This is a genomic window from Nocardia paucivorans NBRC 100373 (assembly GCF_000308675.1).
Taxonomy (GTDB): domain Bacteria; phylum Actinomycetota; class Actinomycetes; order Mycobacteriales; family Mycobacteriaceae; genus Nocardia; species Nocardia paucivorans.
This window is the reverse complement of the sequence record NZ_BAGE01000058.1, coordinates 64,291-78,621: the sequence shown is the minus strand read 5'-3', so window position 1 is coordinate 78,621 and position 14,331 is coordinate 64,291. Positions and strand designations below refer to the sequence as shown.

The 14,331-nt window shown below is 66.3% G+C and carries 12 protein-coding genes; 8 read left to right on the top strand and 4 right to left on the bottom strand.

Annotated features, from left to right (window positions below):
* Nucleotides 1–345: 345 nt before the first annotated feature.
* Nucleotides 346–1,353 carry a LysR family transcriptional regulator gene (locus ON32_RS21960; protein WP_051133552.1) on the bottom strand — a complete coding sequence of 336 codons (1,008 nt, stop codon included), beginning with the start codon at nucleotides 1,351–1,353 and terminating at the stop codon, nucleotides 346–348.
* An 89-nt stretch (nucleotides 1,354–1,442) separates the two neighbouring features.
* Between ON32_RS21960 and ON32_RS30580 the strand changes: the two genes are divergently transcribed.
* Nucleotides 1,443–1,994 carry a DapH/DapD/GlmU-related protein gene (locus tag ON32_RS30580; protein WP_217998089.1) on the top strand — a complete coding sequence of 184 codons (552 nt, stop codon included), beginning with the start codon at nucleotides 1,443–1,445 and terminating at the stop codon, nucleotides 1,992–1,994.
* Between the two features lie 476 nt (nucleotides 1,995–2,470).
* Here the strand turns inward: ON32_RS30580 and ON32_RS21950 are convergent, their stop codons facing one another.
* Nucleotides 2,471–3,028: a TetR/AcrR family transcriptional regulator gene (locus ON32_RS21950; RefSeq protein WP_040792961.1), complete on the bottom strand. Its 558-nt coding sequence runs from the start codon at nucleotides 3,026–3,028 to the stop codon at nucleotides 2,471–2,473.
* Between the two features lie 39 nt (nucleotides 3,029–3,067).
* Here ON32_RS21950 and ON32_RS21945 point away from each other — a divergent pair, with 39 nt between their 5' ends.
* Entirely contained in the window at nucleotides 3,068–4,312 is a 1,245-nt protein-coding gene (locus ON32_RS21945) for a KasA/KasB family beta-ketoacyl-ACP synthase (protein WP_083874706.1), read from the top strand.
* A gap of 75 nt (nucleotides 4,313–4,387) precedes the next feature.
* Nucleotides 4,388–4,933 (top strand): hypothetical protein, encoded by a 546-nt coding sequence (locus ON32_RS21940; RefSeq protein WP_040792875.1) that lies wholly within the window; start codon nucleotides 4,388–4,390, stop codon nucleotides 4,931–4,933.
* Between the two features lie 122 nt (nucleotides 4,934–5,055).
* Here the strand turns inward: ON32_RS21940 and ON32_RS21935 are convergent, their stop codons facing one another.
* Nucleotides 5,056–5,409 carry a nuclear transport factor 2 family protein gene (locus tag ON32_RS21935; protein WP_040792874.1) on the bottom strand — a complete coding sequence of 118 codons (354 nt, stop codon included), beginning with the start codon at nucleotides 5,407–5,409 and terminating at the stop codon, nucleotides 5,056–5,058.
* A 120-nt stretch (nucleotides 5,410–5,529) separates the two neighbouring features.
* On the opposite strand from ON32_RS21935, the gene ON32_RS21930 reads away from it, so the two are divergent.
* On the top strand, nucleotides 5,530–6,318 hold the full coding sequence (locus tag ON32_RS21930) for a helix-turn-helix domain-containing protein (protein ID WP_040792959.1): 789 nt from the start codon (nucleotides 5,530–5,532) through the stop codon (nucleotides 6,316–6,318).
* A gap of 495 nt (nucleotides 6,319–6,813) precedes the next feature.
* On the opposite strand, the gene thiC is transcribed toward ON32_RS21930, so the two are convergent.
* Complete coding sequence (thiC, locus tag ON32_RS21925) at nucleotides 6,814–8,442, bottom strand: phosphomethylpyrimidine synthase ThiC (protein ID WP_040792873.1); 1,629 nt, start codon at nucleotides 8,440–8,442, stop codon at nucleotides 6,814–6,816.
* A 488-nt stretch (nucleotides 8,443–8,930) separates the two neighbouring features.
* Here thiC and ON32_RS21920 point away from each other — a divergent pair, with 488 nt between their 5' ends.
* The 4 genes from ON32_RS21920 (at nucleotide 8,931) to ON32_RS21905 (ending at nucleotide 14,319) form a co-directional block, all read left to right on the top strand.
* On the top strand, nucleotides 8,931–9,752 hold the full coding sequence (locus ON32_RS21920; RefSeq protein ID WP_051133571.1) for a carbonic anhydrase: 822 nt from the start codon (nucleotides 8,931–8,933) through the stop codon (nucleotides 9,750–9,752).
* Nucleotides 9,753–9,819: 67 nt separating this feature from the next.
* Nucleotides 9,820–10,659, top strand: a complete 840-nt coding sequence (thiD, locus tag ON32_RS21915; protein WP_040792872.1) for a bifunctional hydroxymethylpyrimidine kinase/phosphomethylpyrimidine kinase — start codon at nucleotides 9,820–9,822, stop codon at nucleotides 10,657–10,659.
* Nucleotides 10,660–10,999: 340 nt separating this feature from the next.
* A complete protein-coding gene (locus ON32_RS21910) occupies nucleotides 11,000–12,262 on the top strand; it encodes a bifunctional glycosyltransferase family 2/GtrA family protein (protein ID WP_051133551.1) in 1,263 nt (420 codons plus the stop codon).
* Entirely contained in the window at nucleotides 12,259–14,319 is a 2,061-nt protein-coding gene (locus ON32_RS21905) for a glycosyltransferase family 39 protein (protein WP_040792871.1), read from the top strand. Before ON32_RS21910 ends, ON32_RS21905 begins: the two co-directional genes overlap by 4 nt.
* The last annotated feature ends 12 nt before the right edge of the window (nucleotides 14,320–14,331 follow it).

The window sequence follows — 14,331 nt, the reverse complement described above, 5'->3', positions numbered from 1 at the left end:
GGATCGGCGGGTTCGTCCCCGTAAATTCTGCGGAGATCTTCGGGAACCGGTTGGTAGTGGAGAAACGGTTTCGGATATATGTCGACTTTCCTGGCGTTTCAGGTTCGGTGACCGGCTCGTCCCGGGTGTCGACCGGAACGCTCCCGTGCACATCGGCCGATTCCTTTGCCGGGTAACACAACACGCAGAAGAACCGATCGCGTTCGTTCTCGTCGACCACCTGCGGATACAGCCTCTCGAACGCCGCGGGCAGTGCGCCGTCGAGTGATCCGGGACGATGCAGGACGGTCAGGTCCGTGCTGCGGTCATCTGCTGTGGAAGATGGTGGCACCGAGTTCTCCTGTTCTATCGGAAGGATTCCCGGTGATCGGTCGCTCCTCGTTCCGACTTCCTGAAGTGGCTTCCATCCGTTGAATCGGTAGGTCGGCCGGCCACCCAGTCCGGGGCCCATACGTCGTCGGTGGTGCGTGGTGCCGAGATTCGCAGGTGGTCGCGCAGTTCGGTCAACACGGGATGCCGGTGGCCGGTACGCGTGAGCAGTACGTGCGGGTAAATCGGCGTCGGCTCGCGCAGCGGTATACGCCTCAGACCATAGCTTTCCGGCCATAGGTACCGGTCCCTGCTGCCCACCAGGGTCGCCGACGAACCGGAGTCGGCCAACACGTCCATGAGAGCTTCGTCGCCGAAGTGAGGGCCGAGCGCGTCGATGCTCAAATCGAATGCCTCCGAGAGCGATCGGTAGAACTGCGCCCACTCCGTACCGGCCCTGATGCCGGGGATCCAGATGCGGTGACCGGCCAAGTCCGCGGGCCGGACCCACTTCTTGCCCGCCAATGGATGACCGGGCCCGACCAGGAGCTCCAGCGGATCGTCCAGGAGGCGTTCGGCGCTGATCCCGGTCGGAACCTGTTCTGCGGGCAGGGCGCGGAAGGTGGCGTCGATGGCTCCTTCGATCACGACCCGGGCGGCCCCTGCGGCGTTTTCCTCGCCGAGAGCGACTGTGTCCAGGCCGGCCTCCGGACAGGAGCGGTAGAAGCGGTAGACGGCCTGGGCCGGGGCGATGCGCCGGTTGAGGACGTCCACGCGCAGGGGGCGGCTACCGGGGCGTACGGCCTGTTCTGCCTGTTCGAGCGCGGCCAAGACATTCTTGGCGTGCGGCAGGAAGACCTGCCCGTCCACGCTCGGCCGGGAGCCGCGAGAGGTGCGTACCAGCAGCACGACCCCGAGGTTCTTCTCCAGGCCCATGATCCGCTTGGAGATCGCCTGCTGGCTGATCCCGAGTTCGTCGGCGGCGGCCTGGAACAGTCCGGTCTCGGCAACGACCACGAAGGCGCGCAGCGCTTCGATGTCCACACCGCTACCCTACGGACACAACCAGAAGTTGTGCCCAGGTGCGTTGGGGTTGTTTGATCGATCCTTGGCCGGAGTGCTGGGATCAGCGCATGTCTACACGCACAAAGCAGGTCATGTACGTCCGTTCGCCCGAGTTCGCGGACTATGCCGAGCGGATAGCGCAGGTCACCGACGCGACTTCCCGGCTGAACGTGCTGCCGTTCAGCGATACCGAGGGGCGTGCCGAACTACTGTCGGTTGTGTTCGGCGGCCCGCTGCCGGAGTCGGTGACGATCTACCCGCCCTTCTTCACCGAGTACGGACTGGGCACGAAGTTCGGGAGGAATGTCTTCGTCAACCAAGGCTGCACCTTCATGGACAACGGTGGCATCAGCATCGGCGACAACGTCATGATCGCCCCGAAGGTCAGCCTCATCACCGGCGGACACCCACTGCCCCTGGCCGAGCGGCGCGAGTACGTCACCAGCGCTCCGATCGTGATCGAGGACGATGTCTGGATCGGCACGGCCGCTGTGGTCACGCAGGGGGTAACCATCGGTGCCGGCGCGGTCGTGGCCGCCGGTGCGGTCGTCACCGGTGACGTGCCGGCCCGCACCCTGGTCGCGGGCGTGCCCGCCCGGGTGGTCAAGAGCATCGACTGACGGACACCGCGGCCGATGATCCGGGATGATGCCGGACGGTCGGGTCTGCGCTGCGGTCATCGACCACTCCCCGTTCCGACTTCCCGAAGCGACTTCCTGGAGTTGCCGGATATCGCGGCGAAGTTCGGGGCCGTGATCTACCCCTGTCCACGACAGGACTGTGTTGTCGGCCGTGGGTCTCGGTGTGTTTCCGGCCTGATTGTCGACATCGGTATCGACGTCGATAACCCCCGCTGGAGGCTGCCGTCGCCGCCGGCAAGCGCGGGCAACCCGGGCGCACCGGGGAGTTTTGATCCCCGGTCCACTTCGACCGGATCAAGCGAGGCGTTGGAGTCGATCGGTCTCGCATCGTGTTCAGATGTTGTCTCCGTACTGTCGCCAGTGCGCGAGGATGTCGTGGATGTTGGCTCGGTAGACCTGCGCGCAGGTTCACTCCGTGTCGGCGGCAACTGTCGTGGTCCCATATCGCACTTCCGTCAACACACTGTTTGCTCGATGAGGCGGCGGGCGGCGCGGTCCGCGCGCTCGGTGTCGCCGGTGAGAATGCGGTCCTGCAATATCCCGCGTAGCCCGGAGATCAGTATGGTCGCCACGATTTCCGGTTCGTCGATGCCGTCGATATCGCGCAATCTCTCGGTGAGTGCGGTGACGAACACATTGATCGCCCCCTGGATGTAACCGGCATACGGCCCGTGCTCGGCGCAAGCCGCGCCGAGCACCTGGAGCATCACCTTGACGCTGATGGCGTCGGGCCCGGTGGTGTTGTTCCGCCAGAATTCCCACAGCCGTTCTCGCAGGGCCGCGGCATCGGTGATATCGGCGAATACCGCGGTGATATCGGGCCGCTGCCTGCTCAGGGCTTGGACCAGGAGTTCCTCTTTGGTGCCGAAGTAGTAGATCAGCATGCGGGAGCTGGTGCCGAGCGCGGCGGCCAGCGGGCGCAGGGACAGGTCCGCGAGCCCGTGCTCGGCGATATAGCGCACCACCGCGTCCAGGAGTTCGGCGCGTTTGGTGTGGTCGAGAGGGCGTGCCATGGGTTGACTGTAGCGAATGGTACAGGTATCCATAACGCCGTGACTGTAACAATCGCTTCAGAAACTCGGGTCGATGTGCCGGTGGTCGTCACCGCCTATGCGGCCACCACCTCGCTGGCCGACGATATGGACCTGACCTGGTCGCGGCTGTTGGACGGCCACACCGGTATCACGACCCTCGACGACGATTTCGTCGCCGAATACGACCTGCCGGTGCGCATCGGGGGGAAGCTGAAGTCGCATCCGGGGGCGCAGCTCAGCCGGGTGGAGCAGCGCAGATATTCGTATGTGGAGCAGTTGGCCCTGGTCCTCGCCCGCCGCGTATGGGCCGAAGCCGGTGCGCCGGAGGTGGACGGACAGCGGCTGGCGGTTTCGATCGGCACCGGTCTCGGTGGCGGTGACGCGCTGATCGCCGCCGTCGACGCCATGCGCGCGGGTGGATACCGGAAGGTGTCACCGATGTCGGTGCCCATGGTCATGCCCAATGGGCCCGCCGCCGCCGTCAGCCTCGAAATCGGCGCCAAAGCGGGTGCTTTCGCGCCGGTGTCGGCCTGCTCGTCGGGCACCGAGGCCATTGCGCAGGCATGGCGACTGATCGCCGACGGCGAGGCCGATGTGGTGGTGGCGGGCGGGGTGGAGGGACATATCGACGCGGTTCCCATCGCGAGTTTCGCCATGATGCGCGCCATGAGCACCCGCAACGACGAGCCCGAACGCGCCTCGCGGCCTTTCGACCGCGACCGGGACGGTTTCGTCTTCGGTGAGGCCGGAGCTCTGCTGGTGCTGGAATCCGAACGGCACGCCCGTGCCCGCGGCGCCCGCGTGCACGCCCGGATACTCGGCGCCGGGATCACCTCCGACGCCCACCACATCGTCGCCTCCGACCCGGCGGGCGAGGGTGCGGCCCGGGCCATGCGCAAGGCGATCGCCACCGCGGGTCTCACCCCCGGTGATATCGGGCATGTGAACGCCCACGCCACCTCCACCTCCATCGGTGACGCCTCGGAAGCAGCCGCCGTCACCGCTGTCACCCCGAACGCCTCGGTATATGCGCCCAAGTCCGCGCTCGGTCACTCCATCGGTGCCGTCGGCGCCTTGGAAACCATCCTCACCGCGCTCACCCTGCGCGACCGGATCGTCCCGCCCACTCTCAACCTCGAGAATCCCGATGTGGATCTCGATATCGTTCACGGAACGGCCCGTCCGCACCGTGTCGACTATGCCCTCACCAATTCGTTCGGCTTCGGCGGCCACAATGTGACATTGGCCTTGGGACGGGCGTGAGTGGTGTGTTCTCATGCCGAATGACGAATATCGCAGTGGCCGTTGTGATTACGTGCCCACCTCTATGCTTGTCGGATGAAAACACCACCCTGTGAGTGGCATCCCGTCCCGGAATTCGGCCCGCTCCCCAATGCGAGTTTGAATGGAGTTCTGGCGGAGAACTGGCATACCGGTGCCGCGGAACTGCACTGGAGTATCCGCTTCGTCGGCTGGCCGGATGAGCGCTCCGGGGTGGAATTTCAGATCGAGGCGATTCCGTTCACCGTGCCGTCGTGGCGGGAATTCGCCGGAGTGCAGGTCGAATGCAACGAGTTCGGCATGCCGATCGAGGCCTATGTCTTCGACGGCGAACACAGCTACTTCGAGTATGTGCGCATCCAGGCGCTGCACCAGGACGGTACGACGGTGCGATTCGCGCTCGACCTGGCCGAGTGCGAGGTGGATCGGGTCAAGGTGGACGATGATCTGTGGGTCGATATCGACCGGCTGCGGGTGGTGGTGGATGCCGAGTTCAAGGGCGTGAGCGTCATGACGCCGGAACATCGACCGAGCGATTTCATCGATATCACCGGTTTGGTGCCCGACGCTTCCGGCAGCATCTATCGGCCGCCGATCGGTTGATTTCGCCGGACGGATGCGAAGGTGTGGTCGTCGACGGCCCGATCGGCTACGACCGCCGGGTCGGCTTCGGAGCACCTTCGGGTGGTGCCCGATGCCATTCGGACACCACCCGACTTCGATGCTCAGCCGGGCACCTTGTCCAGGAAGCCCAGCACCGTATCGATCCGGCCCTGCTCGTCGGTGACCAGCACATCGAAGCCGATGATCACCGGCTCACTGTCCGCCGGCCCCAGACCCCATTGGAACCGGACCTGCCGGTGATGGGTGTCCGGCTCGCCGACGGGGGTGAAAACGAATCCCGGGAACTGTTCGTGCACGGCGCCGATGGTCGCACCGATCGCCTCGCGGCCGACGGCCTCGGCGAGCGGATCGGTGTAGGACGCCTCCGGTGCCCAGTGGCGGGCCAGTAGCTCGGCCCGGGCGGTTGCGTTGGTGGTGTTCCAGGTCCGCAGGTAGGTGGCGACAACGTCGTTCATCACAATCCCTTTCGAGGTCGGGTGGATCGGGTGGCATCAGCATCACCGAGATCGGTCGCGCAGACGATTACCTCGGAGGTAATGGCATCGGTTACCGGTCCGGTTACGATTTCCACCGTGGTGATCTCGGATACCGCTCCCTCGGTCGGTGAGTTGCTGCGATCCTGGCGAGAACGACGCCGGTTGAGTCAGCTGCAGCTCGCTTCGCGGGCAGCGGTGTCGACCCGGCACCTCAGTTTCGTGGAGACCGGCCGCTCGCAACCCACTCGGGAGATGGTGGAACGACTGGCCGGACATCTGGACGTGCCACTGCGCGAGCGCAACGAACTGCTGCTCGCCGCCGGATACGCGCCGAGCTACGGCCGGCGCGAGGTGGACGCACCGGAGCTGCGTTCGGTGATGGACGCCTTCCGGACGCTGCTCGACGCGCACCTACCCCACCCGGCTCTCGTGTTGGACCGATGCTGGGATGTGGTCGACCGCAATGCCGCCACCGATGTGCTGCTCGACGGCTGCGCCCCGGAACTGCTCGAACCTCCGGTCAACGCCATCCGGATCACACTGCACCCGCGCGGTTTGGCCCCACGGATCCGCAATCTCGGCCAATGGCGCGGGCATCTGCTGAGTCAGGTGCGCAGCCGGCTGGAAAACACCGGGGACCTGCGGTTGAAGGCCCTGCTCGACGAGGTGTCGGCCTATCCGTGTCGAGCCGACACCGTTCCGGCCCGAGCCGACGTGGTGATACCGCTTCAGCTCGATATCGGGACGGCGAGGCTGTCGTTCTTCGGAGTCACCACCTCGGCGATGTCGGCCACCGATGTCACGGTCGACGAACTGCACATCGAAGCGTTCTATCCGGCCGACGCGGCGACGGCCCGCGCGCTGCGGCAGGCCGACCGGGAAACGTAACGTCCGATCCCCCGAAGCGCGAGTCGACGCGACACCCAGCGTGCCGAGGCTGTACGCGGTGGCCAACGATGGCGTGGTGCCCATGAATTCGCGGTGCTCACTCGGTATCGCCACCCACGAGTTCGACCTGATCGTCGAAGGAGTCGCCACCCTGGTCGCCGATCCGGTGACGGTCGCCGATATGGCCGCCCGCTGGGCCGCCGACGGTTGGCCGGCGCGGGTGGACGAGACGGGGCAGGCGCTCACCGGCCGACTTCAGCGCCCCTTCCGCGGGTCCGCCACCGTGGCACGTCTACCGTCTCACCCCGCATACCGCGACGGCCCTGTCCACCGTCGACCCGGGCGGGGCGACCCGCCGGCGGTTCGACGACCAGGGCGGTTGAGTCCGGGATCGGGGCTGCGCGCGCGTCACCGACCCGCGCGGGGCCCCGATCGACGGCCAACCGTGGCCCCGCGGATCGGCTGGGGTTCACCGAAGTCGAGCCGTTTACCCGGCTACGACACCACCGGCAGATACACCTGCCCCCCGGATCGGGTGAATTCCGCGGATTTCTCCGCCATTCCCGCCTCGATGGCATCCACCTCGGTCAACTGGTGCTTTTCCGCGTACTCGCGCACATCCGCCGAGATACGCATGGAGCAGAACTTCGGCCCGCACATCGAGCAGAAGTGCGCGGTCTTCGCCGGCTCCGCGGGCAGTGTCTCGTCGTGGTATTCGCGGGCGGTGTCCGGGTCGAGGGAGAGGGCGAACTGGTCGCGCCAGCGGAATTCGAAACGCGCCTTGGACAACGCGTCATCGCGGCGTTGGGCGTGTGGGTGTCCCTTGGCCAGGTCGGCGGCGTGGGCGGCGATCTTGTAGGTGATCACACCGGTTTTCACGTCGTCGCGGTTGGGCAGGCCGAGGTGCTCCTTCGGGGTGACGTAGCACAGCATGGCGGTGCCGGCCTGGGCGATGATGGCCGCTCCGATGGCGGAGGTGATGTGGTCGTAGGCGGGGGCGATATCGGTGGCCAGCGGGCCGAGGGTGTAGAACGGCGCCTCCTCGCACAGTTCTTCTTCCAGGCGAACGTTCTCCACGATCTTGTGCATGGGCACATGGCCGGGGCCTTCGATCATCACCTGCACGCCATGGGATTTCGCGACTTTGGTCAGTTCGCCGAGGGTGCGCAGTTCGGCGAACTGCGCTTCGTCGTTGGCGTCGGCGATGGAACCCGGACGCAGGCCGTCGCCGAGGGAGAAGGTGACGTCGTAGCGGGCCAGGATCTCGCACAGTTCCTCGAAATGGGTGTAGAGGAACGATTCCTTGTGGTGGGCCAGGCACCAGGCGGCCATGATGGAACCGCCGCGGGAGACGATGCCGGTGACACGTTTGGCGGTGAGCGGCACATACCGCAGCAGCACACCGGCGTGCACGGTCATATAGTCCACGCCCTGTTCGCACTGTTCGATCACCGTATCGCGGTAGATCTCCCAGGTGAGCTTGGTGGGATCGCCGTTCACCTTCTCCAACGCCTGGTAGATCGGCACCGTGCCCACCGGGACCGGGGAGTTGCGCAGGATCCACTCCCGGGTTTCGTGGATGTTCTTGCCGGTGGAAAGGTCCATGATGGTGTCGGCGCCCCAGCGGGTCGCCCACACCATCTTCTCCACTTCCTCCGCGATGGAGGACGAGACCGCCGAATTACCGATATTGGCATTGATCTTCACCAGGAACTTCTTGCCGATAATGGTCGGCTCCAGCTCCGGGTGCTTGTGATTGGCCGGGATCACGGCGCGCCCGGCCGCGACCTCCGCCCGCACCACTTCGGCGTCCATCCCTTCCCGGGCGGCGATGAACCGCATCTCCGGGGTGATGACACCGGCTCGCGCCCAGGCCAATTGGGTGCGCGGCTCCTCGATGTCCGGCTTGGCCCAACCGTCGCGCAATTTCGGCAGACCCGCCTCCAGGTCTATGGTCGCCGTCTCGTCGGTGTACGGGCCCGAGGTGTCGTAGACGTCGAAGTGCTCGCCATTGGTGAGGTTGATCCGGCGCACCGGAATGCGCAGGCCGTCCACCTCGTGGTAGTGCTTGACACTGCCCTCGATCGGTCCCGTGGTGACGGTGTCGACGGGTGCGGTCGTCATAGTTCCTCCCTACGCCGGCATTACCCGGTCAGGTTCATACGGTCGACGGCCCTGATCCGCCCGCGGAATGGGCTAGCCGTCCTCTCAGCCCGCTGGTGCGAGCCCCCGTTGGCATGTGAATTTTTCCGCAGCCGACCATACCCGCCCCGCCCCCGTCCTGCCCGAGGATGGGCGAAACAGCCGGTTCCTCGGTCCTGTCGGCCCTGCTCATCGGTATTGTCCAGGTGTGGCGCGGTCGGCGCGGCGCAACCGTGGCCCCGGGCCCCTCCTCCGGCCTATGGTGCGGTTCACAGTTCTCGCCTCTGGTCCGGCCGGAAACCGCGGCTTATTGTTCTCGCTGACCAAAATCCGTTGGAAAACAAAGAATTAGCGACAAATCGGACATTCGACGCGTTCGCCGATCATCGGCGCGCCGCCGATATTTCCGGGTGGAATTCCACCGCAATTTTTTCGAGACCGCTCGGATTGCTGTCGCCAAGGAGGCGCTCGTGCCGGATCACACCTCGCTCGCGCGGACGGTGTTCACTCGTCGTCGGGCGCTGACCGCTCTCGCCGCGGCGGCGATCGGCGGTGGCACCTTCGCGTTCGCCGGACATCGCGAGCACGGTGTCGCGCTCCGGAGCAATGCTCCGCACTGGGATTACGACGCCGAAGGGCCGGCGCACTGGGCCGAGTTGGATCAGAGCTACCGGACATGTGCCGGCGGCCACGCCCAGTCACCGATCGATCTGCCCGCCCACACCGAATTACACCCCGACGATCACATCGATATCGAATACGGCGTGCTGGAAACGGTGGAAACAACCAATAACGGACATACCGTACAAGCGAATGTTCCCGCCGGAAACGGTAATCGAATTCTGATCGCCGGCCGCCCGTACGAGCTGACCCAATTCCATTTCCATACCCCTTCCGAGCACACGATCGACGGTGCGGGTGCGGCAATGGAATTGCATCTGGTGCACACCGGTCCCGGAGGAGCCCTCGCGGTATTGGCGATCCTGCTGCAACCGGACGGCGGCCGCTCTCCCTTCGCGTCCCTGCTCACCGATCCGCCGGCCGAACTCGGCGCGAGCGTCCGCACCGGACCGCTGGACCTGCGCGTCCTCCTGCCCGCCAACCGCGCGCAGTTCCGGTACGAGGGCTCGCTGACCACCCCGCCGTGCAGCGAAGGGGTGACGTGGACGGTATTGCGTCACCCGATGTCGGTCGCCGGCTCCGAGGTGGATCGATACCGCGCCCTCTTCCCGCACAGCAACCGGCCGGTACAGCCCCGGTACGGTCGGCCGGTCACGGTCACCGGCAACTGACCGCCCGATAAAGAGGAAGGGTGACCTGGGCATCCGCGGTACCTCGGGGAACACGTAGTGTGACGCCGTGAAGTTCCTGCCGTTACCGCCCCCCGGTCGAACGCCGGTTCGGGCGCTCACCATTGCCGGGACCGACTCCGGGGGCGGGGCCGGAATTCAGGCCGATACCCGGACCATGGCTCTGTGCGGGGTACACGCCCTGGTGGCGGTGGCCGCGGTGACCGTGCAGAACACGGTAGGGGTCTCCGGTTTCCACGAGATCCCCCCGCAGGTGGTGGCGGATCAGGTGCGTTCGGTTGCCGAGGATATCGGCGTGGGCGCGGCCAAGACCGGCATGTTGGCCTCGACCGCGATCATCGAGGCCGTCGCACAGGTGTGCCGGGAGGTCGGGATCGGACGGGACGCCGAGGTGCCGTTGGTGGTGGACCCGGTCGCGGCCTCCATGCACGGGGACCCGCTCCTGCATATCGAGGCGCTCGACGCGCTACGCAACACTCTGTTCCCCCTGGCCACGATCGTCACCCCGAATCTGGACGAGGTACGCCTGCTCACCGGGGTGCAGGTCGTCGACGACGCCTCCGCGCGGCAGGCCGCCGAGGCGCTGCACGCATTGGGACCGCGGTGGGTGGTGGTCAAGGGCGGGCATCTGCGGTCCGCGGCCACCAGCACCGACCTGCTGTTCGACGGGGAACGTTTTCTGGAGTTCGCCGCCCCGCGCATCGAAACCGGAAACGATCACGGCGGTGGGGATACCCTGGCCGCCGCCCTGGCGTGCGCACTGGCCCACGGGTACTCGGTGCCGGATGCCTTCGAGTTCGCCAAGGAATGGACCCGACGTTGTCTGGAAGCCTCCTACGACCTGGGGAAAGGCCACGGTCCGGTATCTCCGCTGTGGCGGCTTCACTGACGGTTTCCTGTCGGTGGTAGCGGGCATACTGAGCATGTCGCGAACACCGCATACCGCAACGGCGCGGTAGACGAGAACAACGAGGTTCGTGTGGCCGCGACAGCGCGCCGTATCGGATGGACGGCCGAGGTGCACCCGAATGGTGGTGCCGGGCCTACCTCCGCCGGCGCCGACCCGGATCGTGGTGGTCCGAACGAGACGAGGGGTGGCCATGAGAGTTCCGCACCCATAACGAGATATACGGCGACCGCCGTGGGCCCGTGCCGGGACGGGTACGGTTCCCAGGAACCTCACAGTCTTCTCGGAGGCCCACGCCGGCTATGTATCCGAACGTGGTTGTATGACCGATATCGTGGCCGTTGCCGACACGGCGGAGCCCTCGGAAACCTCATCGGCCCCACCGGTGCTGGATGTGGTCGTGCCCGTGTACAACGAGGAAGCCGACCTCGGTGTCTGTGTGCGTCGACTACACGAATACCTACGGGACGGCTTCCCGTTCCCGGCGCGGATCACCATCGCCGACAATGCGAGTACCGACGCCACCCTCCAGGTCGCCCACCTGCTCGCCGATGAACTCGACGGCGTCCGGGTGGTGCACCTGGATCGCAAGGGTCGCGGTCGCGCCCTCCGCGAGGCGTGGCAGCATTCGGACGCGCAGGTGGTCTCCTATATGGATGTCGACCTGTCCACCGATCTGAACGCGCTGCTGCCGCTGGTGGCGCCGTTGGTGTCCGGTCATTCCGATCTGGCGATCGGCACCCGACTGGACTCCGCTTCCCGGGTGGTGCGCGGACCCAAACGCGAGATCATCTCCCGCGGCTACAACCTGCTGTTGAAGGCCTCGCTGCGCGCGAAGTTCTCCGACGCCCAATGCGGTTTCAAAGCCATCCGCGCCGATGTGGCGCGCAAGCTGCTGCCGCTGGTCCGCGACGGCGAATGGTTCTTCGACACCGAGCTGCTGGTGATCGCCGAACGCGCCGGTCTCCGCATTCACGAGGTGCCGGTGGACTGGATCGACGATCCGGACAGTCGGGTGGATATCGTCGACACCGCTTGCAAGGATCTGCTGGGCATCTGGCGGTTGGCCCGCTCACTCGCCACCGGTGAACTGCCGTTGGCCGAGTTGCGGCGCGCGGTGGGGCGGGAGCCGCTGGTGCCGGGCGTACCGCTGGGCATGGTGGGTCAGCTGGTGCGGTTCGCCATTGTCGGTGTCGCCTCCACCCTGGCCTATATGCTGCTCTACCTGCTGTTACAACCGGTGGTCGGCGCCCAGGGCGCGAATTTCTGCGCCCTGCTGCTCACCGCGATCGGCAATACCGCCGCCAACCGGGCGTTCACCTTCGGGGTGCGGGGGACGACCGGTATGGCCTCGCATCAATTCCAGGGACTGGTGATCTTCGCGTTCGGGCTGCTGATCACCAGTGGCTCGCTGTTCGCACTACACCGCTGGGCGCCGAGCGCGCCCGTCCAACTCGAACTCTCCGTGCTGGTCGTGGCGAACCTGGTCGCAACTCTGCTGCGTTTCGTCGGCCTGCGCTGGGTGTTCCGCGACCCGCACTGCCGCACCGACGAGCCGACCGTTTCGCCGAAAGTGAGCCGATGACCGTAACCGCGTCCTCCGTCGACACCGTGCCGCCGAACGTGGCCGTGGCGTCCGAATCCGCTCCCGGGTCCCGGAACCGTTGGGAGTATCCGGCCTTGGCGGCGCTGTTGCTCGCGACCGGACTGTCCTACCTCTACAACCTCGGCGTGAACGGCTGGTCCAACTCCTTCTATTCGGCCGCGATTCAGGCCGGATCGCGTTCGTGGAAGGCATTCTTCTTCGGTTCCTCCGACGCCGCGAACTCGATCACGGTGGACAAAGCGCCCGCCTCGTTGTGGGTGATGGAGTTGTCGGTGCGGTTGTTCGGGTTGAATACCTGGAGCATTCTGGTGCCCCAGGTATTGCTCGGGGTGGGCACCGTGGCGCTGCTCTGGGTCACGGTGCGACGGTCCTTCGGTCCCGCGGCTGCGCTGATCGCCGGGGCGGTATTGGCTGTGACACCGGTCGCGGCGCTGATGTTCCGGTTCAACAATCCCGACGCGCTGCTGGTGTTCCTCATGGTGGCCGCCGTGTGGGCCCTGCTACGGGCGGTAGCGGACGGTCGATGGCGGTGGCTGGTGCTCACCGGGGTGTTCATCGGTTTCGGTTTCCTGGCCAAACAACTACAGGTGCTGTTGGTGGTTCCGCCGCTTGCCCTCACCTATCTGCTCGCCGGTCCGCCGAAACTCGGTAAACGTATTGCGCAACTGTTCGCCGCCGGGGCCGCCATGGTGGTTTCGGCCGGTTGGTGGTTGCTCACCGTGGAACTGTGGCCGGCCGCGTCGCGGCCGTGGATCGGCGGCTCGCAGCACAATTCGATCATCGAACTGACCCTCGGCTACAACGGGCTCGGCCGACTGAACGGCAACGAAACCGGCAGCGTCGGCCCCCGCGGTGAACTACCGCCCGGCGGGAACGGGATGTGGGGGCATACCGGGATCACCCGCATGTTCGAGCCGGCCCAAGGCGGGCAGATCGCCTGGCTCATTCCCGCCGCCCTGGTGGCGCTGGTCACCGGTCTGTTGGTGCGCGGTCGCGTCGATCGCACCGACGGCCGGCGGGCCGCGCTGATTCTGTGGGGCGGATGGCTGTTGGTGACCGGGCTGGTGTTCAGCTTCATGGCCGGAATCTTCCACCAGTACTACACCGTGGCCCTGGCTCCTGCGATCGCGGCGCTGGTGGGTATGGGCGCCGTGCTGTGGTGGCGCGACAGGTCCCGGTGGTGGGTGCGGTTCTTCGGGGCCCTCGCCGTGGGTCTCACCACCGCCACCGCATGGATGTTGTTGTCGCGCAGTGCGGAATTCCTGCCGTGGTTGCGCTGGGTCGTCCTGGTGGGCGGGATACTCACGACCGTCGCGATCCTGCTGCCGCTGTCGACGAAACCGGCGGCGGTGGCGGCCCTGCTCTCCGGAGCGGTCGCATTGGCGGGTCCGGTGGCCTACACGGTGCAGACGCTGAATACCCCGCATCAGGGACCGATTCCGTCCGCGGGCCCGAGCGTTCGAGGCGTCTTCCTGGGCAGAACTGGTGGACCAGGTGGTATGCCCCCGGGGGGGCCCGAAGGGTTCCGCAACGGGATGCCGGGGCCGGGGTTTCCGCCGGGAACGGACGGTCCTGCACCCGGTGCGCCGAACGGTTTCGGTCCCGTTCCTGGACCGCCGGACGGGCAGCGCGCGTTCGGCCGCGCTCCCGGCGAAGGCAGGCGCGGTGGACCCGGAGGGTTCATGGCCGCGAGCGAACCGAGTGAGGCACTGGTGGCCATGCTCGAGGAGAACAGCGACGCCTACACCTGGGCAGCCGCATCGGTCGGCTCCAACAGCGCCGCCGGATATCAGCTGGCCACCGAATTACCGGTTATGCCGATCGGCGGGTTCAACGGCAGCGACCCCTCACCCACCCTGGCGCAGTTCCAGGAATATGTCGCCGCGGGTCGAATCCACTACTTCCTCGGCGGAGGATGGGGTGGCCGGCGTGGCGGTGAGTCGGAAAGCAGCCGGATCACCAAGTGGGTGCAGGAGAACTTCATCGCCAAGGAGGTGGACGGAGTCCAGGTCTACGACCTGACCGTCTCCCGCTGACAGGGACAATCG

Excerpts from the sequence above, each read along its gene's own strand:
- ON32_RS30580 (WP_217998089.1), top strand. The coding sequence starts at position 1,443 with ATGTCTACACGCACAAAGCAGGTCATGTACGTCCGTTCGCCCGAGTTC.
- ON32_RS21950 (WP_040792961.1), bottom strand. The coding sequence starts at position 3,028 with ATGGCACGCCCTCTCGACCACACCAAACGCGCCGAACTCCTGGACGCG.
- ON32_RS21940 (WP_040792875.1), top strand. The coding sequence starts at position 4,388 with ATGAAAACACCACCCTGTGAGTGGCATCCCGTCCCGGAATTCGGCCCG.
- ON32_RS21935 (WP_040792874.1), bottom strand. The coding sequence starts at position 5,409 with ATGAACGACGTTGTCGCCACCTACCTGCGGACCTGGAACACCACCAAC.
- thiC (WP_040792873.1), bottom strand. The coding sequence starts at position 8,442 with ATGACGACCGCACCCGTCGACACCGTCACCACGGGACCGATCGAGGGC.
- ON32_RS21910 (WP_051133551.1), top strand. The coding sequence starts at position 11,000 with ATGACCGATATCGTGGCCGTTGCCGACACGGCGGAGCCCTCGGAAACC.
- ON32_RS21905 (WP_040792871.1), top strand. The coding sequence starts at position 12,259 with ATGACCGTAACCGCGTCCTCCGTCGACACCGTGCCGCCGAACGTGGCC.